The organism is Lysobacter fragariae (assembly GCF_054779775.1).
Window position 1 is genome coordinate 485,125 of sequence record NZ_BAAGXP010000006.1, and the last position, 22,128, is coordinate 507,252.

Genomic DNA, 22,128 nt, shown 5'->3' on the forward strand with positions numbered 1-22,128 from the left:
AGAACAGGGGTCAACCGGAGAATCGCCATGCGCGCTGCATCTGCCCTCAGGGCATTGGGTCTGTCGTTCCTGCTCGCCGGCTGCGCCAGCTCAGGGAGCCTCATGTCAGGCGCCCCGCCGGCCGCCGCTTCTGCCGTGGATGACTACCAGATCGGTGTCGACGACATGGTGCAGGTGTCGGTCTGGCGCAATCCCGACCTGAGCATCACCGCCCCGGTGCGGCCCGACGGCAAGATTTCGGTGCCGCTGGTCGGCGACATCGTCGCCGGCGGCCGGACGCCCGATGCCGTCGCCAAGGACCTGCAGGAGAAGCTGGCCGCCTACGTGCGCGAGCCGCAGGTCACCGTCATCCTCACCGAGTTGCGCAGCCACGAATACCTGTCGCGGGTGCGGGTCACCGGCGCTGTGCGCCAGCCTGTTTCGATTCCCTATCGCCAGGGCATGACCGTGCTGGACGCGGTTCTCGCCGCGGGCGGTGTCACCGAATTCGCTGCGCCTGGTCGCTCCAGCCTGCACCGGAAGACCGGCGACAGCGCGCAGGCCTACGGTGTCCAGTTGGACGACATTCTCAACAGTGGCGACCTCAGCACGAACTACAAGGTCGCTCCCGGCGACGTGATCACCGTGCCGGAGCGCGTTTTGTGAACAACGCGTACGGGCAACCGAGTCTGCCCGGCCCTGTAGCCGAACGCTTGCCGGCGTTCGTGATGCTGCCGCTTGCGTTCAAGGAATTCCGCCGCTACCTGCTGCCGTTGGCCACCATCTTCGCGTCCATCGCGCTTTTCTTCCTGCTCTGGGGGCTGCTCAATCCCTCCACCTACAAGTCGTCGGCGACGGTACTGGTCCAGGACAACACGCCGATCGCCCCACTCATGGAGGGGCGCACGGCGGCACCCAACGAAGCATCCCGCGCCATCATTTCGCGTGACGTGCTGTTCGGCCACCGGGTGATGGACGAAGTGCTACGTGCCGGTGGCTGGCTGGAAGGAAAACCCAGCCCGCTGGAGAGGGAACGATTGGTCAACGGCATCATCGGCCGTACGGAAATCGCGGTCACCGAACGCACGCAGACCCGTTCGACGGATCCGAAGCTGAGCCTGGTGAAGATCACCTACTCGGACTCCAACCCCAAGCGCGCCTACGCGGTCACCAAGCGCTTCTCCGAGGCATTGATCGAGCAGGTGCTGGAATCCAGGTCGCGTGCAAGCCTGTCTGCCTACCAGTTCATCGATGCGCAGGTGGAGAAGTACCAGCGGGCACTCGGCGACGCGGACAGCAAGCTCCAGGAGTACCGGAGCGCCAATCCGGACGCGATGCCAGGCGTGACCACCGACGTTTCCGCCCGCATTTCGGAATTGCGCAGGGCGACCGACAGCGCAAGCATGGACCTTGCGGACGTGGGTGCACAGGAACACCAGGTGATGGCCCAGTTGTCGCGCGAAAGCCAGCTCACCACCATTTCGCGTTCCGCCCAGGTCAATGTGCAGCTTGCCGGACTGCAGGCCGAAGAGAGTCGCCTGATGCTGAGTTACACGGACCAGCATCCGGATGTCGTCCGGGTCCGGAACCAGATCCGCGATCTGCAGGCGCAGATGCGAAACGGAGCCGGCGGCGGAACCACCGTCCTGCCCGGCTCAACCCCATCGATGAATCCGGTCTACCAGCAGCTGCGGACGCAATTGGCGGAGGTCCGGCGCCAGGGTGCCGCCGCCGCATCCCGTCTCGCCACCGCCCAGGCCCTGCTTGGCCAGGAATTCGAGCGCAGTCGAAAGATCATTGGGTCTGAAAGCACCGTCACTGCACTGACCCGTGCACACGACGTCAACCAGGAAATGTACGAGGACCTCCTCAAACGCCGCGAAAACGCTCGCGTTTCCATGAGCCTGGATGCGGACGGACGCAGCCTGGGCTTCCAGATTCAGGAACCCGCTTCGGTTCCGTTGATGCCCACGGGATTGCGCCTGATGCATTTCGCCGTGATCGGGCTGCTGCTGGCAATAGCAGTGCCGTTGCTGCTGTTGTCGATGCTGGTCAAACACGATCCCCGCGTGCGTACGCCGCTGCAGATCGAGCATGAGGCTGGTTTGCCGGTACTGGGCAGCATTCCCCTGCACCTCACGTATCACCAGCTCGATCAGCGCGCGAAGCAACACAGGTTGGGGTCGGCGTTGTTCGTCGCGGTGCCACTGATCTATGGACTGGTCCTGATCCTGAAGGTGGTGGATGTCCTATGAATGACTTCATCAGCCACCAGGAAATGTTGGCCAACGCGACTGACGTCGAACATGGAAAGCGCGTCGTGCGGCACGGTGAGACGACGGCCCTCACGCCCACGCAGTTGGCCGAACGCTCGATCATTCCCTATGTTGACGGCTCCAACCGGCAGCTGGTCGACTCCTTCAGGGACCTGCGCACGCGCTTGCTGGCGACTTCGAATGAAAACTTCATCACGCTGGTCGCGCCGGTCAGTGCGGCGTGCGGAGGCGGCTTCGTGGCCCGCAACCTCGCGCTGGCGGTCACATTCGACCCGACCCGGAGTGCGCTGCTGATCGACTGCAACCTTCGCCACCCTTCACAGCACCTCGCGATGAAGATCGACACTCCCAAGGGCGGCCTGATCAACTATCTCGAGAATCCGGACGCCGAAGTCGAAGGCATGCTTTACAGCACCGGGATCCCGCGCCTGAAGCTGATTCCGGCCGGCCAATCGACCTACGGCGCCACCGAGACGGAGTATTTCTCATCATTCCGGATGCGCCTGCTGCTGGACTCGCTGCGCAGCAGTTATTCGGACCGCTACATATTCCTCGACAGCCCGCCGGCCCTGGGGGCGCCCGATGCGCGCATCCTGTCGGAACTGGCGGATGTGGTGATCCTTGTCGCGGGCTACGGCCGCAATACGCCGGCCGACATCGTTGCCGCTGCGGGCAACTTCGATCCCAGGAAATTCGCCGGCGTGGTCTTCAATGAAAACGCCTGATCGCAGCGATGCCCAACCGTTCCCGCGGGTGCGTCCACGCCCTGCTGCGCTGTACGTGGCGGTCCTGGCCGCAGCGTTCGGGGGCAGCGCACAAGCGGCTCCCCACATCAACTACCAGATCGAGGTAGAGGCACTCCACAGCGACAACATCAACCTCAGCGAAGACAACCAGGCGGTGGAAACAGTCCTCATTCCCCGCTTGAAGTTCGACGTCAAGGAGGAAGGATCCAGGGTCGAGTTGCAGGCGCGAGGCGAATTCGAGCGCCGCCATTACAGCAGCAACCGGTTCTCCGATGAAAACCGGAGCGAATTCGCCGGGCAGCTCAACTGGTCGCTGTTCCCCGAACGCCTGAACCTCGTGTTCGAGGATTACCTCAGCGAGGAATCGATCAACCTGCGTGATGGCCGCTACCCGGGCAACCTGCAGCGGGTGAACGTATTCATCGCCGGCCCCAGCTACTTCGCGCGGCTTGGCGACGCCACCCGCTTCCAGCTCGACCTGCGTGCCGCCGACAGTTATGCCGAAGTGTCGCCAGGATTCGACGGCAAGCGCTACAGCGCGGCCGCGGCCCTGCAGCGCGACCTGAGCAGCACGTCGAAAGCATCGCTCAACCTGGTCTCCACAGAGGCGGACTTCGACGATCCAACGACCGTCGACTACAACCGCGAGGATGCATTTTTCCGCTATGACGGCATGCTCCGCGACATCGAGTACCAATTGGACTTGGGGCACTCACGGCTGAACCGCGAGTCAGGCAGCGATGCCTCGACTTCCATAGTGCGGGCTACCGTGCAATGGCAGATCAGTCCGCAAAGCCGGCTTCGCTTCCGTGGCCGCCATCAGTTCGCCGATGAGGTCCAGGACCTGGTCGTTCGGCTGAGCGATCCGGATGAGTCGATTGTTCCCGACCTCGTGACGGCCTCGTCGTCCCTCGTGACCGCCGGCGTCTATCGCCAACGCGATATGCAACTGGATTACCGGTTTACCGGGGAGCGTTTCGACTTTCGCCTGCGTCCGCAATACCGACGACTGCTCTACATCGACCGGCCGGATGGCGATCGCACCGAGCGCGCCGTGTTCTACCAGGTCGACTATCACCTGCGACCCAGGGTTACCGTGTACTTTAGTGGCGCCATCCGGAAGCGCGAGTTCCTGTCGCGGGATGAGCACGATCTTGATCACGTCTATCGCCTGGGCGTCGACTGCCAACTGACCCGGCACTGGGGATGGCGTGCAGAAGCAGTCAGGAACGAGCGCGACTCGAACCTTTCCGACCCGCGCTACAAGGAAAACGCGGTGATGTTGACGGTCTGGTGGAAACGCTGACAACAGGGTCCGCAGAATGTTCGAAGCATTGCTCTGGATCGCAATCGCCCTGCTGGCGTACATCTACGTGGGTTACCCGATCCTTGCAATCGCGTTCGCACGCATCCGGCCGCGCCATGTCGACAAAAGGGCCGTCTCCGCATCGGTGACGACCATCATCACCGCATACAACGAAGAGAAACACATCGAGCAGAAGATCCGCAATGTCCTGGCGCTGGATTACCCGAAGCACCAGATCGACATCATTGTCGCTTCGGATGCTTCCAGCGATGCGACCGACGGGATCGTGCTCGGCTTCAATGCCCCGAACGTACGCCTGCTGCGGGTAGAGGGGCGCCAGGGGAAGACCGCTTGCCAGAACGCGGCGGCGGCAATTGCGACGGGGGACATTCTGGTCTTCACCGATGCCACGACGTCGATCGAAGCGCATGCCCTGCAAGCGATGTCCAGCAATTTCCACGACCCGTCCGTGGGCTGCGTCGCCGGGCGCCTGACTTATGTCGCAAAGCAGGACGACGCCACCGGCCATGGCGGCACGTCCTACTGGAACTACGAAATCATGCTGCGAATGGCGGAGAGCATGCTTGGCTCGTTGATCGGAGTCTCCGGCTGCCTGTACGCCATCCGCCGCAGTGCCTACCGTGCCATCGCTCCTGGCTTGATCAGCGATTTCGTCGTCGCGATGATGGTGCGCGACCAGGACCTGCGCACCGTTCTTGAGCCCGATGCCGTGTGTTACGAACACACGCTTGATCATCCCGACCGCGAGCTGTCCATGCGCGTACGCGTTGGCATGCGCAGCCTGTCTGCGCTGGCGGCGCAGAAGCGGTTTCTCGATCCATTCCGTTTCGGAGCGTTCGCCTGGCAGTTGTGGTCGCACAAATTGCTGAGGTATCTGTCTCCGGTCTTCTGGATGGCCGCATTGCTGGCGAATGCGGTCCTCGCATCGCAGGGACGCTACCTTTGGTTGCTGGCGATGCAGCTGGCGTTGCTGCTCTCAGGGTTGCTCGGTTTCACGCCGCTGCGCCTGTTCACGAATTCGCGCCTCCTGGCGCAACCGTACTACTTCCTGCTGACCAACCTGGCGTCCGCCGTAAGCCTGTACCGGTTCCTGCGCGGGGAACGCATCGTGACCTGGACGCCTTTGCGCTAGGCCTGCTAACGCTATCCGTGCAGTCGCACCAGCTGGCCGTCGGCGGTGCCCCGTGGCGTTTAACTCAAGACCAGGTATTGGATTAATGCCGATGCAGTCGTGGGCTGACAATTGCCTTACCGGTCCCGACGGCTTTCCGGCCCCAGCCCCGCAAGCACCCTGCGCGGAGGCGCAGGAACCGTGGGGTCCTCCCCTGCGACGCGTGGTGTACGTGGTCTCCCAGTTTCCCAGCTGGTCGGAGACTTTCATCGTCCGTGAAATCAGTACGCTGATCGACGAAGGTGTCGACGTACGCATCCTCTCGCTCAAGCGCGGCTCAGAAACCATGGTCCAGGCGGACGCCGCCGCGTTGCTGGATCGCGTGCGCCAGCCACCCGGCTTGCCGGCGACGCTCTGGAATGTATTGCACGCCCTGTCGGTTCACCCGCTCCGGATCGCCGCGGCAACCGCAACCATCGTGGCCGATGCCTGGCGAACGCCGACGGTGTTGGCGAAGTCGCTGGCGACGCTCTTCCGGAGCCTGTGCCAGCTACGGTGGCTGCAAGGGTTCGATCCGCAGTTCATCCACGCGCACTGGTCGACCTATCCGGCAACCGCGGCCTGGACGCTGGCGCAGGTCACGGAACGTCCGTTCGGATTCACCTGCCATGCGCACGACGTATTCAGGAACCACCAGCTGCTGCCACGCAAGATCGAGGACGCCGCGCTGGCCGTGACCATTTCACGGCACAACATCGACTGGCTCGGCCGCCATGTCTCAGCGCTCGCGCCGCGCAAGCTGAAGGTCGTGCATTGCGGGGTCGACCTGCGACAGATTTCCTGGCAGCCCGGGGAGCGCTCTGGAAACCGGATTCTTGGCGTGGGGCGACTGGCTCCCGAGAAGGGGTTCCACACACTCATCGATGCGCTGGCATTGCTGCGCGACGGCGGCGCGGCGTTCCATTGCACCGTGATCGGCGAGGGCCCGGCGCGGCAGGACCTGCAGGCGCTGATTGATCGCCATGGTCTGCAGGAACACGTGGACCTGGCGGGAGCGCAGCCGCAGGAAGTCGTGCGGGAAGCGCTGGAAAGGGCGACAGTGTTCGCCCTCCCCTGCCAGATCGCGGCCAACGGCAGTCGCGATGGCATTCCGGTCGCCTTGATGGAAGCCATGGCGGCCGGTTGCCCGGTCGTCAGCTGTCCGGTCTCGGGTGTTCCGGAGCTGATCGCTGACGAAGTGCACGGCCTCCTCGCCCATGAAGGCAATGCAGTTTCGCTCGCCCAGGCGCTCAAGCGCTTGCTGGATGACACCGCGCTGCGCGAGCGACTGACGATCGCTGCACGCCAGCGCATCGAACTGGAGTTCGACGCGCGAAAAGAAGCGATCAGGCTCCATGGCCTGATGCGGAAGGCCATCAGCGATGCCGCGTGAGCGCCTCCTGGTGGTGATCGACGGCATGGAGGTTGGCGGCAGCCAACGCCAGGTCCAGCAACTGCTCAAAGGACTGGACCGGAAGCGGTGGGAACCCGAACTCGCCTACTTCCGCGAAAACTCCTTCCTGGTCGATGCGATCCGGCGCGACGGCATCCCCGTGCACTACCTACCGAAACGTCGCCGGGTGGACCTGCGGTTCCTGGCCGCTTTCGCGCGCCTGTTGCGCCACCGCAACTATGCGCTCATCCACGCATTCTCATTGACCGCGGAATTGTCCTCGGTGCTCGCGCGCGCGTTGTCGGGTCGTCGCCCGCTGCTGGTTGCTTCCGAGCGCAGCTTTGCGCTCGACCGACCGGCGTGGTTCTGGCGACTCAAGCGTTTCGTACTGGGTCAAAGCGCGGCCGTCATCGCCAACTCCAGCGCCGGTGCGCGCGCTACCGCCCGGCGTACCGGGATGCCTGACGCGATGTTCGCGATCGTCCCCAATGGCGTCGACATTCCCGCGCCCTTGGCCCCCGACGAGCGGGTTGCGATCCGACGCTCGCTCGGCGTGCCGGACGGACGCCTGCTGGGCGTGTTCGTGGGGCGGCTGGTGCCGGTGAAGAACCTGCCATGCCTGCTCCGTGCGCTCGCTGCGCTGGAATCCGGGCAACGTCCGCGCATCGCGCTTGTCGGCGGCGGTCCCTTGCTGGCATCCACCGAACAACTGGCGACCGAGCTTGGCGTATCAGCGGACCTGTGCTTTCTCGGCGAACGGACCGACGCGTCACAGCTCATGCAGGCGGCGGATTTCCTGGTGTTGCCATCCCACTTCGAGGGACTATCCAACGCATTGCTTGAAGCCATGGCCGCAGGCTGTCCCGTGATCGCGTCCGCGGTGGGAGGCTGTCCTGAGCTGATCGATGATGGACGCACAGGCCTTCTGTTTACTCCGGACGACGCCAACGCCCTGGCGGCAGCGATGTCGCGCATGAGCGACGCCGCACTGCGGTCGCGGCTCGCGCAAGGCGCCAGTGAACACGTGAAACAGCACCACAGTCGGGATGCGCTCGGGGCCGCGACATCAGCCGTCTACGAGCGTTGCCTTCGCAAGGCAAACCCCACGGACGCCCACGTGCTCGCGCACCCTGCCGGCGGTCAGGCGAAATGAACCTCGCGTTCCCGCCTCCGCAAGCAAGGCGAACCGAACCGGCGAGGCGAGCCGAACCGTTTCTCCTGTTCTATGCCATCCCGATCGCGCTCCTGCCGAACACCGCGCACCTGCCCTCGGATGTCAGCGTCGGCGTTTCGACCGCGCTGCTGGTGCTCGCCATGCTCCTGGGGCGGCGCGATCCATCGCACCTGCAGCGACCGGGCATGCTCGTGCAGCCGCTGGCCGCGCTGTTCCTCGCGATGCTGATCGGCTTCATCGCCGCGCAGTGGCACGACCTCTCGCACGCGGGCAAAGACCTGCGCGAAGCCAAAGTCGCGGTTCTCTTCCCGTTCCTGTACCTGGCATACCTGCGCTGTGGACTGGACCTGAGAGGCACCCGGCAACTGATCGTATTGGTGTTGCTGGTCGCCGTGGGCGCCGGACTCGAAGCCGTCTTACAGGGACTCCACTTCAACCTGGGTGCATTCTCCGAAACGCAGCGTGCGACCGGCCCGTTCGGCCAGATCAAGATGGCCAACCGCGCCGGCGTGTTCTTCGCGATGTTCCTCCCCATGCTGGTGGCGATCACGATCCAGCCGCGTCAGCGCCTATCCGTCCGTTTGGTGGCGGTTGCCGGCAGCGTGATCCTGGCGACGGCGATCATGTTCACCTTCTCGCGCCAGTCCTACCTGATCGGACTGTTCGTGATCATGATCCTGCTGGTGTGGCGCAGCATTCCCATCGCATTGCTTGCCGCTGCATTGCTGGTGGCCACTTCCGCCAGCTTCCTGCCCAAGAGTGCCGTCGAACGCGTCCAGCAGACACAGCAGGTCGACGCCAGTGGCGCAGTGACATTCGACATGAGCACTACCAGCCGCTTCACCATCTGGAATGGCACGATCGACATGTTGCGCGACCATCCCGCCGGCGTAGGCCTGGGACGCTTCGGCGACCATATCGGCGACTACACCACTTACGCAGGGAAGGACGCGCACAACGGATTCCTGTTGACCCTCGCCGAATGCGGTCCGCTGGGTCTGCTGGCGCTGCTGTGGGTGTTCTGGCGGTTGTGGCGATTGGCGCGCTGGCTGCGCCGTTCTCCCGCCGCCGCACGACCGGAAGCGCGTACGTTCGAACTGGGTTTCACGCTCGCCGTCGTTTCGATGGCCTTGGGCAACATGTACGGCAGTCCGTTCTTCGACAGCCTGATCATGGCCAACTTCTGGATCCTGTGCGGTCTGATGGAACGCTACGGCACCCTCAAGGCACGGGCTGCCGCGCTGGTAGCGGCGCATGAAATGCCCAGGGTCGTCCCGAAACCAGCCGACGTTCGCTTCCCGCTCGCGGCCCGCGCGCTGCCGGCGCTTGTCCGGAACAAGGCCTTGCGTCGCTGATGCTCGAGGCCGTGCCCGTGTCACGGAACCAGGAGGAAGGCGCCATCAACCCAGGTCGTCGCCATCGTGGTCGCCGGTGCAGTCGTGCGCATCACGGAAGGTGGCGGCTGGCGATCGCAGCCTGGGCCTTTGCGTGCATGGCTGCGTGCGCCGATGAGTTCGCCCCCGAAGCCGGTGGATTGGCCCCGTCAGGATTGCAGCCGTCTACAAGGGAACCATGTCCTTCGGATCGCCCCGGCAAAACGGATATCCCGATTGCAGCGACGGCAGCGCCGGATGCAACGATCTACTACGTCCGCACCGATGGCGGCGATGCGACCCAATGCACCGGCCGCGCCGACGCAGCCTATTCCGGCAGCGGCATTGCCCAAGCCTGCGCCTGGAAAAACCCCGACATCGCCCTGCCCCCGTCGGGTCCCGCGCGAATCGGCGGTGGTGACACCCTGCTGATCGGCGCCGGCGCCTACGAGATTGGCAGCGACGGCTACATGCAGCCGATTCCCAGCGGCCCCAGCACCTCCATGCCGACCCGCTTCCTAGGCAAGACCGGCACCCGCCTGGTCGGCGTTGCCGGCGTGCATCGCGTGCTCAATCTCGAAGGCAGTTCCAACGTCGAAATCGGCAACCTCGAGGTCACCGACGACAGCGATTGCGTCTACAAACATTCAGACCAAACGGTCGCCTGTAACGATGCAGCCCAATGGGCACGCGTGGGCCTCTACGCCCACAGGTCAAGCAACGTGTGGCTGCATGACCTCAACATCCATGGCATGGCCGCGCGCGGCATGAATGCCGGTGGGCTAAACAACTGGACGATGGAGCGCATCAAGCTCAACAGGAATGGCACTGCCGGCTGGGACGGCAATGTCGGTGACGATGGTTCCAACTCTGGAAGGATCGTCCTGCGTGATATCGAGATTGCATGGAATGGCTGCGGCGAGCGCGTCGCCACCGGCGAACCATGGGCCTGCTGGGCGCAGCAGAGCGGCGGCTACGGTGATGGCCTGGGCACCACCGACACCGGCGGCCAGTGGCTGATCGAAGACGCGTACGTTCACCACAACACCTCCGACGGCCTGGATCTGCGTTACATGGACGGCGCCGACGCGACCAACGTGACATTGCGCCGCATCCACGCGGTGGCCAACGCCGGCAACCAGGTCAAGGTCAAAGGCAATGCACTGATCGAGAGCTCGGTTTTGGTCGGCCACTGCAGTTTCTTCAAAGGCAAGTACGACATGCTTGAGGGCGACCTCTGCCGCGGCGATGGCAGCACGCTGCAGCTGGTGATGACCGGCCACGACACCGCGATCGTGCGCAACAACACCTTGGTCGGTGAGGGCGCCACGCAGATAGGTCACAGCGAGGGCGATTCGACCGACAGGATCTACATCCAGAACAATGTCGTGATCGGCTTCCCCTACTACCTCGGTCCCGGTTCGCAATCCATGTTCGACGGCGGCAAAGCCAAGGCTGCCAGGCACTTCTCCGGCAACCTGGCGTGGAACACCCGCTCCTGCCCGGCCAACACCACCTGCAACCAGAATCCAAAGCTGACCGGCATGGCCCTGGACCGCTTCGACGCCGAACCGCTTGCAGGCAGCCCTGTGATTGGCACTGCAGTTGCCACCTCCTGTGCAGGCCTGGACTTCCGGCGACGCTCGCGCCCCGCCACCAACGCCGACGTTGGCGCGATTCAGGCCAAACGCCCCTAGCGCAAACTGAAATTGCACCGCCCGGATTGCGGCGTCGGTGTCAGCACTGGTTGAGGGCAATGTAGTAGTGACGCACACGCCGTGCTGCAAATCGGGATCGACGCGTCGCGAAGATCAGGATGCCGACGCCAGCACTCGCTACTTGCCGATCAGGTTCACGACGGCGCGGAACTTACCGTTTGCCGAGCGCGGAATCTCGGCCACCTGGAAGACTTCTACCGTCACCGCACCCATGCGGTCCCTGATCCGCGACGCGATCGACTCGGCATCAGCATCCGAGTATCCCGGCGCGGGCACGACCTTGACGTGGACTTCGTCGAGTGCGACTTGGATGATCTGCGCCTCAAGCAGGCGCATGCCGCCCTTGAATACTGGATCCAACCGACCGACGTGCCGGCCATCGCTAGTCACCAGCACGTCATCGGCGCGACCCTCGATCGTCGCGAGCGACGGCGAATGGCGACCGCAGCTGCAAGGGGATTCGTTTGCACGCAAGGAGCCCCGGTCACCCGGGCGATAACGGATGAAGACCTGGTCGAAGTTCAGCAGCCCGGTGCACGCGAACTCGCCAGCTTCACCTGCAGGACAAGCGCGCCCGTCGTCGCCGAGCACTTCGACCACCGCCACGTCCATAGACAGATGCATGCGCCGGGCCTCGCATTCGAAAGCCGCGACCGACAGTTCGGTGTTCCCGTACGTGTCGCGAACATCGCATGAGAAGGCCTGGGCGATCCGTTCACGCTGGTGATCGAAGAGCGGTTCTGCGTTCGACGTCGCCACCTTCAGCCGCACGTCCGTGCGCCCACCTTGCAGCGCGTGGGCGGCAAGCGCGTCCATTGCCGAGGCGTAGCCGTACAGGTGGACAACCTTCCGGCGAACGATTTCGTCCAGGTACGCGTCCATGAACTTCGGGCTCAGGTGGTACGCGGACATGTAGAGCTGTTTCACCGGCGCGTTGTACACCCAGAACGGCGGACGATCGGTTTCGACCGGCACCACGAGTTGTCCGCCGAGCATTGCGTACCTGTCCGCCTTCGACACGCCACTCCACTCGCGGGCGCGACGCTCGAAGCATGCATACCAATCGCGGATCGTCTCGGTGGAGCGATACAACTTGAGTGGCATGCCGGTCGTGCCACTCGTGTACAGGACGTGCAGCGGTTTCGCGTTTGTCGCCACGAACGCATCCGGATCCTTGCGGATCGCCTCCTTGTCGAGGACCGGCAACTTCGCCAGGTCTTCGGTGGTCTTTACGTCCTCGATCGGGAACTCGCCCTTCGCGCGCAGCCGCGTGTAGTAGGGAACATGCGCGACCGCGTGGCGGAGCAGGTCCTGGAGTTTCGCGTTCTGCCATTCGACCAGGCGATCGTGCGACCAGCTGTCGCGCTCACGATATTCCTCAAGGTGCCGCGCGAACGAGCCGCCGTACCGCAGCTGGAGGACCTTCAGGCCATAGGCGCTGGCAAAGGCGTCTTTCACGCTCGCTGGCGCCGTGTTGTAAAGGCGGGAGAGCGGCCCGCCGGGCGTGAGCAGCGCCATGGGTGTCCTCATCTGCGAGCTGAGTGGCAGCTTGCACGACCCCGGCCATCGTTGGCAAACGCGAACAGGGCTGCGTCGCAGGTTAAAAGTACAAGCGGTCACCGGGATTCCTGCAGTGTGCTCAAGCCCCGGCAGTCGGCTGCCATCACCGCGATCCGGCGCTACGGGAACATGCGCGACCTCGACGACGTCGCGCATCGTGGCCGATTGGACTTGCGTGACACGTTGTCCGGAACGATCGACCATGTTGCTGCACACGCGGATGTCGAGGTCGTTGGTGTCGATGCACGTTGGGCCAAGGGGGCAAAGCCATGACAGCGCGGGAATGCCAATGAACTTCAACGAATACAAATTCCTCGTGCGCTCCGATCTCTACCGCATTACCGGGAGCGCCAGATGGACTCCTCTCCTGGGGTATGTGTTCCGGGGCGAGTCCTACCGATACAACTTCTGGCTGCGCACCTGCGCGTACGCGAAGGGCAATCCGTTGCTCAGGTACACGCTCTATCCATTCGCGCGCCTCGTGCTTGGGCACCTGGTGTACAAGCTGGGAATCTCGATTCCCTCCGGGACCCGCATCGGCAGTGGGTTCTACATCGGCCACTTCGGCGGAATCGTCGTCAGCCAGAAAGCCACGATCGGCCGGAACTGCAACATCTCCCAGGGCGTGACGATCGGCCGCGCCAATCGCGGCAGGAACCAGGGCTATCCGATCCTTGGGGACAACATCTACATCGGTCCCGGTGCGGTGATTGCGGGCAGCGTCCGCATCGGCAACAACGTGGCCATTGGCGCCAACTGCGTTGTCACGATGGATATCCCGGACAACTCGGTGGTGGTCGGCGTGCCAGGTCGGATCATTTCCCAGGAAGGCGCCGCGGGTTACGTCAACAGAACCGACTACGACGACAAGCTCGGCTGACCGACACGTTTGCGACTCAGCCCGCCCCAGCTCCGGGCCGCTGAATGCGGCCCGCGACCAACCGCTTGGCCCGCCGGCGGCAGAAAAGCTGGCACGGTTTAAGCCAGAACTCCGTCCGTGTGACACAGCTCTCACTTCAATGACCCGCATTTTTCTCGGGTGAAGGCTAATATTCGCGCGCGCGTCGCGCGCGCGAGAAAACCTGAATAGGGAAAGCCCTGTTCATGATTTTCACTTCCCCGAATCCCAGCTGAATCTGACGCCCAACGTCAGGCGCTTAAGCGCCTCAGACGCGCTTGGTCAGCTTCTGACGCGTGAAAACGGCATGAAGTGTGGGCGGTCGCACAAATCCCCCTCCCCCCCCTCCGTAGAGTCCGCCCCGGCCAAGGGAGGGACCTCTTGGCCACCTCCCCCTGTCATTACGGAGCAGTGCCCAGATGTCTACGCCCCTCGCCCGCGGTTGCAACCTGTCCAAGCTTTTCCTTTCGCTCTCGCTCGGCTTTGCTGCCATTGGCTCTGCCCAGGCCGCGATTTACTACGTCCGCACCGATGGTGGCGATGCCACCCAATGCAACGGTCTCGCCGATGCAGCCTATCCGGGCAGCGGCACCGCCCAGGCCTGTGCCTGGAAGAATCCCAACATCGCTATGCCCAATTCGGGCGCCGCGCGCATCGCTGGTGGTGACACCCTGCTGATCGGCGCTGGCAGCTTCCAGATCGGTAGCGGCGGTTACATGCAGAAGGTCCCGAGCGGTCCCAGCGCGACCTCGCGCACCCGCATCCTGGGCAAGGCCGGCACCAAGCTGGTCGGCGTCGCCGGTACCCATCGCGTGCTGAACCTCGAAGGCAGCTCGAACGTCGAAATCGGCAATCTCGAAATCACCGACAACAGCGACTGCGTCTATAACCACTCCAATGCCGCCGCGACCTGCACCAGCACGATGGCCTGGGCCCGCGTGGGTGTGTACGCCACTGCCTCCAACAACGTGTGGATGCATGACGTGAACGTGCATGGCATGGCGGCGCGCGGCTTCAACGCCGGCGGCCTGTCCAACTGGACCCTCGAGCGCGTCAAGATGAACAAGAACGGCAGCGCCGGCTGGGACGGCAATGTCGGTACCGGTTCGAACTCGGGCCAGATGATCCTGCGCGACATCGAGATCTCCTGGAACGGTTGCGGCGAGCGCGTTGCGACCGGCGAAGTGTGGGCCTGCTGGGCCCAGACCACGGGCGGCTACGGCGACGGTTTCGGCACGGTCGACACCGGTGGCCAGTGGCTGATCGAAGATGCCTTCATCCACCACAACACGTCCGACGGCCTCGACCTGCGTTACATGGACGGTGCCGACACGACCAACGTGACGCTGCGCCGCATCTACTCGGTCGCCAACGCCGGCAACCAGGTCAAGATCAAGGGCAACTCGCTGATCGAAAACTCGGTCCTGGTGGGCAACTGCACCTACTTCCGCGGCAAGTACAACATGGCCGAAGCCGACCTGTGCCGCGCCTACGGCAGCACCCTTCTGCTGATCCTGACCGGCAACGACACCGCGACCGTGCGCCACAACACCATCGCTGGTGAAGGCGATGCGCAGATCGCCTATGGCGAAGGCGCTTCCACCGACAAGGTCTATATCCAGAACAACCTGGTGGTCGGCTTCCCGTACTACGCCAACACCACCACGGCCACGCTGTTCAGCGGCGGCAGTGCCCCGGCGGCCAAGTCCTTCTCCGGCAACATGGGCTGGAAGGTTCGCACCTGCCCGACGGGAACCACCTGCACCCAGGACCCGAAGCTGACCAACATGGCCCTGGCCACCTTCGATGCCGAACCGCTCACCGGCAGCCCGGTGACCGACAAGGCCCCGATGATCAGCGGCATGTCCACCGACTTCCTGCTGCAGCCGCGTCCCTCCGGTGCCGCCAATGACGTGGGCGCCTACGAAATGCAGGCCGATGGAACCACGCCGCCCCCGCCGCCGCCCGCTCCGACCTGCACCCGTGCAGCGCCGACCGTGACCATGACGGGCCCGACCGCCGCGGTCGCCGCCGGCACGACGAACAACTACACGCTGAGCCTGAAGAACAACGACAGCAGCGCGTGCGCCAACACCTCGTTCGCCCTCGCCCGTAGCGTTCCGGCTGGCTGGACCGGCAACCTGTCGACCACCGCAATCGCACTTGCTCCTGGTGCCAGCGGCACTGCGACCCTCGCCGTGATCTCGAGCACCACCGCTGCTGCCGGCAACTACGGCATCGGCGTGGGCGCCAGCAGCGCCGTCGGCACGATCCACACCGGAAGTGCTTCGGCCACCTATGCGGTCGCCGCTCCTGTCGTCCTGACGGAAACCGTCAGCACGAGCAAGGCGACCTACAAGGCCGGTGAGACGGTGTCCATCACCGCTCGCGTCCTGAAGGGTGGCGTTGCGGTCTCGGGTGCGAGCGTCAGCTTCGACGCGCTGAAGCCGAACAACATCAACCACGTGATCCTGAGCGCCACCACCGACGCCAACGGCTACGCCCGCGTGTCCTTCGTCTCCGGCAAGGGTCCCAGCTCGATCGGTACCTACAAGCTGACCACGACGGCCACCAGCGGCAGCCTGACCACGAAGACGAACAGCACCTTCTCGGTCTACAAGTAAGTTCCTTCGTACCAACAAAGAGCCCCGGGAATCCGGGGCTCTTTTTTTGGCCGAACGCCGCGGGCTTGGCTCGGCGCATCTGGCCCACCAGCGGATAGGACTTCGCACTCACCGTCGCACCGCTGGCTCCTTCCGATCGCGCCAGCGGTAGTAAGCCAGCCCCGCCCATTCGTGCAGCGCGACTTCCGCGTTGGCCAGGGCAACAGTCCGGGGAACCAGCGCCCACGGCAGGCGCGATGGCAGGCGGCGGGCATCGGTGCCCAACGGGCAGACCTCGAAGCCGGCACTGGCGAATGCCCGCTGCGCGCGCGGCATGTGGATCAGCGACGTCACCAGCACGATGCGTCCAGGCAGGCGTGGTGACAGCAACGCGGCATGGCGTGCATTGCCCCAGGTGTCGCCCGACTCGGTTTCCACCCGCAGCGCGGTCGATGGAACTCCCTGCATCTGCGCATACGCCGCCATCAGTTCAGCGAGCGTCGCAACCCCGGGATGCGGCGCCCCTCCCTCCAGCACAAGCACGCGTCCTTCGCGTTCGTGCCACCAGGCCACGGCGCGATCCATGCGTCGTCGGCTGGCCAGGTTGAGTGCCGAGAAATCCGCGCGGCTGCGTGGCCTTCCAACGAGGCCTCCACCCAGGACGACCGCAATCGATGGCGGCTTATCCTGGCAAGCGCGTGGCATCGGGATCGGCCGCTCCAGCGGGCCGGCCAGGGCGTTCGCCCCGAGCGGTGTCATGACCACCAGCGCCGTAGCCGCCAGCAAGCCACAAGCCGCAACCACCCAGGGCCTGTGCCGACGATGAATCCAGGCCCAAGGCATGAGTACACCCGCGACCAGCAGCCATGCGAGCGGAGATAACAGCCACGTCGTCACGACGTTACGGCCGCTTTCTCAAACCCAACAGCATCCCACGCAGCCTTGAATCCAGCGCAAGTACTGGCAGCGCGAACAACACCACGAATAGCCCCCCCGCGGCGAACAACCGCGTCCAAGCGGCGTGCAGACCGAACAGGTCGCTGCCACGCGCCACCGCCACCAACACTGCCGCGCAGCACAGTGCCACGGCTGCCGTGCGCAAATCCGGAAGGCGCGCCAGTCCCTTCGGGCAAACCAGGAACTGTGCCGTGCTCAGCGCGCCGTAACTGATCGCGGTGGACCAGGCGGCCCCCATGTAGCCCATGCGGGGAATCAGGATGAAGTTCATGGCGATGTTCAGGAGCGCCGCGCCAAGCGTGATCGCCAGCACCTGCATGGTGCGCTTCTTCAACTGCAGGCCGTAGTTGGCGATGGCGAACAATGCATATGTGGACGCGGTGATTCCGATCACGATGAACACTTCGCCGGACGCCGCCTTGTCGGGTCCGCTCAACGCCACCAGCAGGTCCTGTCCTGATACCAACAGCATTGCGACGATCGCCACCACGGCATACGTCATCGGCAACAGGACGCGTTCCTTGAGCGCGCGCACGGCACTGCCGCCACCCGTCTCGTAGGCACGCATGACTACCGGCGTGAACGCTTCCGACAGCGTCGTGTCGATGAACACGGTGAGCTGCATTGCCAACGAATAGCCGATGGCGTAGATACCCACTACCGCGAAGTCGCCCGTGATGTGCTTGATCAGCACGCGATCCATGTTGGCCAGGACGCTGAAGGCCAACTCGTGGGCCATCAGCGGAAAACCGTAGACCAGCCCGTCACGGAACGCATGCATGTCGATCGTTTCGCGCGAGACATGCACGTTGCGGTACATCCAGTGCGCCAGCCACGCCAGCAACAGCACCGCCGCAACCATCTTGCCGCCGTACACCGCCAGTGCGCTGTGCTGCACCAGGACCACCGCGCCCAACACCAGCACCAGCTCGAGCATGCGACCAACGACGCGCGTGACCATGACGATGTCCGAACGCTCGCTGGCGCGCACGACCATCTGCACGATGTTGATGCCTACCAGCATCGGGACCATCGTGACCGCGCACCAGAAGAGCGGCGGGAATGTCCCCTCGCCCGCCCAGGACCACAGCACGAGTCCGGTCGCCCCCAGCGCCCATACCGTCCCGGACATGACCAGGGGCAACAACACCATGTTGGTGCCGAAGGCCCGCATCCGCTGCGCATCGCCGTCGTAGGGATAGAACCGCACGATCGCGTGCGGCGTTCCGAACTTGATGATCGCTACCCCAAGAAGCATCAGGGTGTCGTAGTACCTGAGGATGCCGAACTGCGTGTTGTCGAGGAACCGGGTCAGGATCGGGAACGAGATGAAACCGGCGAGCATCACCAGGCCATTCGAGATCGAGTAACGCAGGTAATGCGTGGCGATGCCCGGCCGCTGCCTGGGCAGCTCGAGCGTGTCTTCATCGACGCCCTGCGTGATTTCCGCTTGGCTACTCATCCCGCGCGACCAAAACCGCCATTGAGGTTCCTTTTGCGTCACTGCGGTGGCAGGCCACGATGCACCGTGCCGCCCGTGGCGGGCAAGGTGGCGGTGACCATCGGATCCAGTCGATCCGGGGGAGCGCCATTGTGCACATCGTGGTTTCCAGGACCGTCGGATACGTGCAGGTATGCGGTCCGGTTCGGCGGACGTCCCAGGACATCCAGGATCTCGACGCCCCCATCGACGTTGTAGGTATGGCATCCATCGACGCTACGCGTCAGATAGGGGGCCAGTCGCGAGAGCTGTCGTTCGCGATAGACCTTCGGCCCCAACTCCAGCACCTCGTTGAACACCAGGGCATTGCCGTAACCGGGTCCGCAATCCTGGGCCGGACGGATCAGGCGACCTTGATGGTGGAACAGTCGACCCGCCATCCGGGCACGGCGAACGTCGCAGGCAATCGGGGAAGCCGGATGCGGCACGAATGGCCCCTCCAGGTTGTCGGCAACGAAGAGGAACAATTCATCGCAGGTGTTGTTGCCGTTCTCGGCGACATTGGCGAACAGGTACCAATGGCCGTCGTGGTGATGCAACGTCGGGTCGACGCAAACCCACCCGGTGACCAGATCGCGTACGCGGGTCCACTCCATGGGAAAGCCGGTGGCCCGGTACAGGCTGACGCGCCGGTCATAGCCGGTTTCCACCGTCAGGTACCACTGCCCCTGCCACAGGAATGCCTGCGGGAACGACAGGTGACCCGGCTCATCAAGGGCGATACCCAGGCGGCGAGCGCCGCCGCCGGTCAATTCCAGGCAGGCGATGTTGGCCTTCTTGAGCTTCGGCTCGGCCATTTCCTCGACAAATACCAGCTTTCGCCCTTCCGCAATGACCACGAAAGGATCGCCCCACCAGCCCTTCGGCGCTTTCAGGAGGGCGTGCGACCCAATCGCCGGCGCTTGCGGGTCGAGTGCGGTTCCGCCCAGCCGCAACACCAGCGTCCAGCCGATGCGATCGTTCCGGAACCAACCCGTCAACCAGCGATGAGAGGCCCGCACGATCGACAGTAGCGCACGCACGCCGACAGCGCCTCCCATCGATGACGGCGACTGCAGCTGTACTGTCGCCACCGCGTGGAGATTTGCGGGCACATAACCCCCGGCGAGGCGGTGCAAGGCGCGCAGCAGCAAAGCGGGTAGCTTGCGGAAGGCATCTTCCCGTTGCACCAGGAACGAACTCTTCCGGGTCCGGCCCCAACTGACGGCCAGGTCGATCGGCGCCTGATCCTGTTCCTGCAGCATCAATGCCATCTGTGTCGCGGTTTCACCGCGCACCATCGGTGCAAGCAACGAGAGTCCAGCATGGCGCTGGTCGACGAGGCTCGCGTCCAGGCACCAGCAACCCCACGGCGCCGAGCCGGCCAGCGTCGCGGCCCATGCCGGCGGTCCGACCAGGATGACGAGGTCGGGATGCAATGCACTGATGCGCGCAGGCAGCGGCATGTCGTACGCATGCCATGCCTCTGCATGGCTTCCGGGATCGGTTGGCATCGGAACCGGGGCCAGACTCCGGTTGCCACTGAGCAATGCATGCTCGAGCGCGACGAAAGCGCGCACGTCCATGGCCACGCCTTGAACCTGCGGAAGGACCGCGGCGGAATCGGTAAGCGTGACCAGTTCAATCCAGTCGTAAACGGTCGCCAGTGCATGGAACGCGCTCACCCACCCGGGGACCTGCGGCGGTCCAACCAACACCACCCGCAGCGGTCGCTCGAAGCCTTCGGGGGCTGGATAGAGTGGCGTTTTCGCGGGAGTGTCGACGTCTTTCACGAAGGCTCCCGCCTTGGCAGCGTGCCCATCCAGCGCGTGATTGCGTCGATCAGGCGATCGCGTTGCCCACGCCCGAAATAGGTATGGTCGCAATCGGGCCAGTAATGCATGGCGACGCGCGGATCGCGCGCCGGAGGCCCGAACGTCCATTCGAACTGGCGCGGATGCAGGAACCGGTCGGCGTATCCTCCGCTGAAGATCCACAGCAATCGCACGTCACGCGCTACCAGACTCGCGAACTGCTCCCGTGCCTGCACATGGCTGGGCCAGGTGCGGAATGCATTCGAATCGAGGCTGGCATTCCCGCGCACGCGCCCCGATACCTTGCGAGCGAAATGCTTCCATTCCTTCGGCAGGCGGCGCAGCAGGCCCAGGATGCGTGCATAGCGGTACCACGGCCCGGCGAAACAGATGCCATCCAGCAACAGGACCGCGGTTACACGCGGATCCACGTTGGCGACATCCCACCCGGTATCGGCCGCACTGCAGATGCCGCCGACTGCAAATGTATGGCAACCGTGCAGTGCTTCGAGCTGGTCGATCGCCGCCATCGTCGCTTGCGTAGCGTCGCAGGCGGGCAGGCGCGGCGCTTCTCCCACGCCCGGGATGTCGTAACGGAAGCTGCGAATGCCGTGCGCGGCAAGGTGCTGCGCTAGCACGGCATGCAACCGGAACGGGCCTGCGCGCGGTTGCAGGCCGGCGCTCGGCAACAGCAGCGTCGGACCACCGGCGTGCATGCCGCTGAGAATGCCGATCAACTGCCCTTCCGGGCCGAAACGCACGAGCACGTCGTTCGTTGTCGTCGACGCGACACCTTTATCGATCTCCAGCACCGCATTCATGCCGGGACCTCCGCACGCATGGCCTGCCCCAGCTCACCGACCAGACTGCGCACCGGTGGCGTGAGGAAGAAAGTCGCATCCATCGCGGCACCCATGTTGAAACTGGGAGCGCCTGCGGGGAGGTGCAGCACGCGGGCGACATCCGTCGGAAGCTCGGCAAGATCCGCACGCACGATGGCCCACACGGGCGCGTCGCCGCGTCGCGCGCCGACATCCAGGCGCGCTTGCGCAAGGTCACCACGCAGGCGTTGCGATGCCGCAAAACCCATCAGCTGGCCATCCCCAGGATCGGTCAGGCGCGGCACGCCGCTGCGCGGTGGCGGACGGAGAGCCCGCTCGCCGACATCGCCGTCCACGAGTTCCTGCAACCACGATCCGCCATCGACGATGGGCTCCCAGAGCACGATGAGGTCGGCAACACCACCACGATCCAGCCAGCCGCGCAGCGCCAGCGCGCTCCCACGCCAGGCCAGCAGCACCAATCGCGTGATTCCGGTTCTCTCGCGCAACGCCGCTGCGGCCAGGTCGAGATCACGATGCATGGAAGCGAAGTCGAAATCCTCCCCGCTGCCTGACGAATCGCCCGTGCCGTGAAAATCGAAGCGCAGCGTGGGCAGCCCCATCGCCGCAAGCGCTCCGGCCACTTCGGCGATGAAGCGACGGCTGCGTGGCATCTCATGCAACAAGGGCGGCACCAGGACGACGCCCGTCGAAGGCGTCCCGGGCACGCCGTGGAGCGCCGCGTACAACTGGCGCGACGGCGGCCCCAGCCAGAAAGGTTCCCAGGCAGAAACGCTCATTGCGCCCACCTCCACCAGCAAGTTATCCGCGATGCGCAAGGCGATACGTCGCTCATGGA

At 64.4% G+C, this 22,128-nt stretch carries 17 protein-coding genes; 11 read left to right on the forward strand and 6 right to left on the reverse strand.

Features of this window, described 5'->3' with window-relative positions; all coding sequences use genetic code 11:
- Positions 1 to 27 precede the first annotated feature (27 nt).
- The 9 genes from ACYVD7_RS08170 to ACYVD7_RS08210 all read left to right on the forward strand — a co-directional run bounded on the left by ACYVD7_RS08170 (position 28) and on the right by ACYVD7_RS08210 (position 11,115).
- The gene (locus tag ACYVD7_RS08170) at positions 28 to 645 is read left to right on the forward strand and encodes an XrtA/PEP-CTERM system exopolysaccharide export protein (protein WP_460761437.1); all 618 of its coding nucleotides are present in this window, start codon (positions 28 to 30) and stop codon (positions 643 to 645) included.
- Positions 642 to 2,234 (forward strand): XrtA system polysaccharide chain length determinant, encoded by a 1,593-nt coding sequence (locus ACYVD7_RS08175; protein ID WP_460761439.1) that lies wholly within the window; start codon positions 642 to 644, stop codon positions 2,232 to 2,234. Before ACYVD7_RS08170 ends, ACYVD7_RS08175 begins: the two co-directional genes overlap by 4 nt.
- Entirely contained in the window at positions 2,231 to 2,980 is a 750-nt protein-coding gene (locus tag ACYVD7_RS08180) for a P-loop NTPase family protein (protein WP_460761441.1), read from the forward strand. The genes ACYVD7_RS08175 and ACYVD7_RS08180 overlap by 4 nt, the downstream gene beginning before the upstream one ends.
- Positions 2,967 to 4,307 (forward strand): hypothetical protein, encoded by a 1,341-nt coding sequence (locus ACYVD7_RS08185; RefSeq protein ID WP_460761444.1) that lies wholly within the window; start codon positions 2,967 to 2,969, stop codon positions 4,305 to 4,307. The genes ACYVD7_RS08180 and ACYVD7_RS08185 overlap by 14 nt, the downstream gene beginning before the upstream one ends.
- Before the next feature lie 28 nt (positions 4,308 to 4,335).
- On the forward strand, positions 4,336 to 5,460 hold the full coding sequence (locus ACYVD7_RS08190; RefSeq protein WP_460761446.1) for a glycosyltransferase family 2 protein: 1,125 nt from the start codon (positions 4,336 to 4,338) through the stop codon (positions 5,458 to 5,460).
- A 211-nt stretch (positions 5,461 to 5,671) separates the two neighbouring features.
- Positions 5,672 to 6,871 (forward strand): glycosyltransferase, encoded by a 1,200-nt coding sequence (locus tag ACYVD7_RS08195; RefSeq protein ID WP_460761449.1) that lies wholly within the window; start codon positions 5,672 to 5,674, stop codon positions 6,869 to 6,871.
- The gene (locus tag ACYVD7_RS08200; protein ID WP_460761452.1) at positions 6,861 to 8,024 is read left to right on the forward strand and encodes a glycosyltransferase family 4 protein; all 1,164 of its coding nucleotides are present in this window, start codon (positions 6,861 to 6,863) and stop codon (positions 8,022 to 8,024) included. The genes ACYVD7_RS08195 and ACYVD7_RS08200 overlap by 11 nt, the downstream gene beginning before the upstream one ends.
- Complete coding sequence (locus ACYVD7_RS08205) at positions 8,021 to 9,400, forward strand: O-antigen ligase family protein (protein ID WP_460761456.1); 1,380 nt, start codon at positions 8,021 to 8,023, stop codon at positions 9,398 to 9,400. Before ACYVD7_RS08200 ends, ACYVD7_RS08205 begins: the two co-directional genes overlap by 4 nt.
- Positions 9,401 to 9,537: 137 nt before the next feature.
- Positions 9,538 to 11,115 (forward strand): right-handed parallel beta-helix repeat-containing protein, encoded by a 1,578-nt coding sequence (locus tag ACYVD7_RS08210; RefSeq protein WP_460761459.1) that lies wholly within the window; start codon positions 9,538 to 9,540, stop codon positions 11,113 to 11,115.
- 138 nt (positions 11,116 to 11,253) lie between these two features.
- Here the strand turns inward: ACYVD7_RS08210 and ACYVD7_RS08215 are convergent, their stop codons facing one another.
- Positions 11,254 to 12,852 carry a phenylacetate--CoA ligase family protein gene (locus ACYVD7_RS08215; protein WP_460761461.1) on the reverse strand — a complete coding sequence of 533 codons (1,599 nt, stop codon included), beginning with the start codon at positions 12,850 to 12,852 and terminating at the stop codon, positions 11,254 to 11,256.
- A gap of 133 nt (positions 12,853 to 12,985) precedes the next feature.
- Between ACYVD7_RS08215 and ACYVD7_RS08220 the strand changes: the two genes are divergently transcribed.
- Together ACYVD7_RS08220 and ACYVD7_RS08225 are read left to right on the forward strand one after the other, a co-directional pair.
- Entirely contained in the window at positions 12,986 to 13,576 is a 591-nt protein-coding gene (locus ACYVD7_RS08220; protein ID WP_460761464.1) for a serine O-acetyltransferase, read from the forward strand.
- Between the two features lie 437 nt (positions 13,577 to 14,013).
- A complete protein-coding gene (locus tag ACYVD7_RS08225) occupies positions 14,014 to 16,218 on the forward strand; it encodes an NEW3 domain-containing protein (protein ID WP_460761466.1) in 2,205 nt (734 codons plus the stop codon).
- Between the two features lie 108 nt (positions 16,219 to 16,326).
- Here ACYVD7_RS08225 and ACYVD7_RS08230 read toward each other — a convergent pair whose 3' ends face one another.
- Genes ACYVD7_RS08230 through ACYVD7_RS08250 form a run of 5 tightly spaced genes read right to left on the reverse strand, consistent with a single transcriptional unit; the run spans position 16,327 to position 22,069 of the window.
- Positions 16,327 to 17,040, reverse strand: a complete 714-nt coding sequence (locus ACYVD7_RS08230; protein WP_460761469.1) for a YdcF family protein — start codon at positions 17,038 to 17,040, stop codon at positions 16,327 to 16,329.
- Positions 17,041 to 17,098: 58 nt separating this feature from the next.
- Positions 17,099 to 18,616 carry a lipopolysaccharide biosynthesis protein gene (locus ACYVD7_RS08235; protein WP_460761471.1) on the reverse strand — a complete coding sequence of 506 codons (1,518 nt, stop codon included), beginning with the start codon at positions 18,614 to 18,616 and terminating at the stop codon, positions 17,099 to 17,101.
- 38 nt (positions 18,617 to 18,654) lie between these two features.
- A complete protein-coding gene (locus ACYVD7_RS08240; RefSeq protein ID WP_460761474.1) occupies positions 18,655 to 20,427 on the reverse strand; it encodes a glucosamine inositolphosphorylceramide transferase family protein in 1,773 nt (590 codons plus the stop codon).
- Positions 20,424 to 21,269, reverse strand: a complete 846-nt coding sequence (locus ACYVD7_RS08245; protein WP_460761477.1) for an alpha/beta fold hydrolase — start codon at positions 21,267 to 21,269, stop codon at positions 20,424 to 20,426. Before ACYVD7_RS08245 ends, ACYVD7_RS08240 begins: the two co-directional genes overlap by 4 nt.
- The gene (locus tag ACYVD7_RS08250) at positions 21,266 to 22,069 is read right to left on the reverse strand and encodes an alpha/beta hydrolase family protein (protein WP_460761479.1); all 804 of its coding nucleotides are present in this window, start codon (positions 22,067 to 22,069) and stop codon (positions 21,266 to 21,268) included. Before ACYVD7_RS08250 ends, ACYVD7_RS08245 begins: the two co-directional genes overlap by 4 nt.
- Between the last annotated feature and the right edge of the window lie 59 nt (positions 22,070 to 22,128).

Coding starts and splice junctions, on each gene's coding strand:
- ACYVD7_RS08230 (WP_460761469.1), bottom strand. CDS start 17,040: ATGCCTTGGGCCTGGATTCATCGTCGGCACAGGCCCTGGGTGGTTGCG.
- ACYVD7_RS08215 (WP_460761461.1), bottom strand. CDS start 12,852: ATGCGCGACGTCGTCGAGGTCGCGCATGTTCCCGTAGCGCCGGATCGC.
- ACYVD7_RS08245 (WP_460761477.1), bottom strand. CDS start 21,269: ATGAATGCGGTGCTGGAGATCGATAAAGGTGTCGCGTCGACGACAACG.
- ACYVD7_RS08250 (WP_460761479.1), bottom strand. CDS start 22,069: ATGAGCGTTTCTGCCTGGGAACCTTTCTGGCTGGGGCCGCCGTCGCGC.
- ACYVD7_RS08185 (WP_460761444.1), top strand. CDS start 2,967: ATGAAAACGCCTGATCGCAGCGATGCCCAACCGTTCCCGCGGGTGCGT.
- ACYVD7_RS08170 (WP_460761437.1), top strand. CDS start 28: ATGCGCGCTGCATCTGCCCTCAGGGCATTGGGTCTGTCGTTCCTGCTC.
- ACYVD7_RS08210 (WP_460761459.1), top strand. CDS start 9,538: ATGGCTGCGTGCGCCGATGAGTTCGCCCCCGAAGCCGGTGGATTGGCC.
- ACYVD7_RS08200 (WP_460761452.1), top strand. CDS start 6,861: ATGCCGCGTGAGCGCCTCCTGGTGGTGATCGACGGCATGGAGGTTGGC.
- ACYVD7_RS08235 (WP_460761471.1), bottom strand. CDS start 18,616: ATGAGTAGCCAAGCGGAAATCACGCAGGGCGTCGATGAAGACACGCTC.
- ACYVD7_RS08180 (WP_460761441.1), top strand. CDS start 2,231: ATGAATGACTTCATCAGCCACCAGGAAATGTTGGCCAACGCGACTGAC.
- ACYVD7_RS08225 (WP_460761466.1), top strand. CDS start 14,014: ATGTCTACGCCCCTCGCCCGCGGTTGCAACCTGTCCAAGCTTTTCCTT.
- ACYVD7_RS08220 (WP_460761464.1), top strand. CDS start 12,986: ATGAACTTCAACGAATACAAATTCCTCGTGCGCTCCGATCTCTACCGC.
- ACYVD7_RS08205 (WP_460761456.1), top strand. CDS start 8,021: ATGAACCTCGCGTTCCCGCCTCCGCAAGCAAGGCGAACCGAACCGGCG.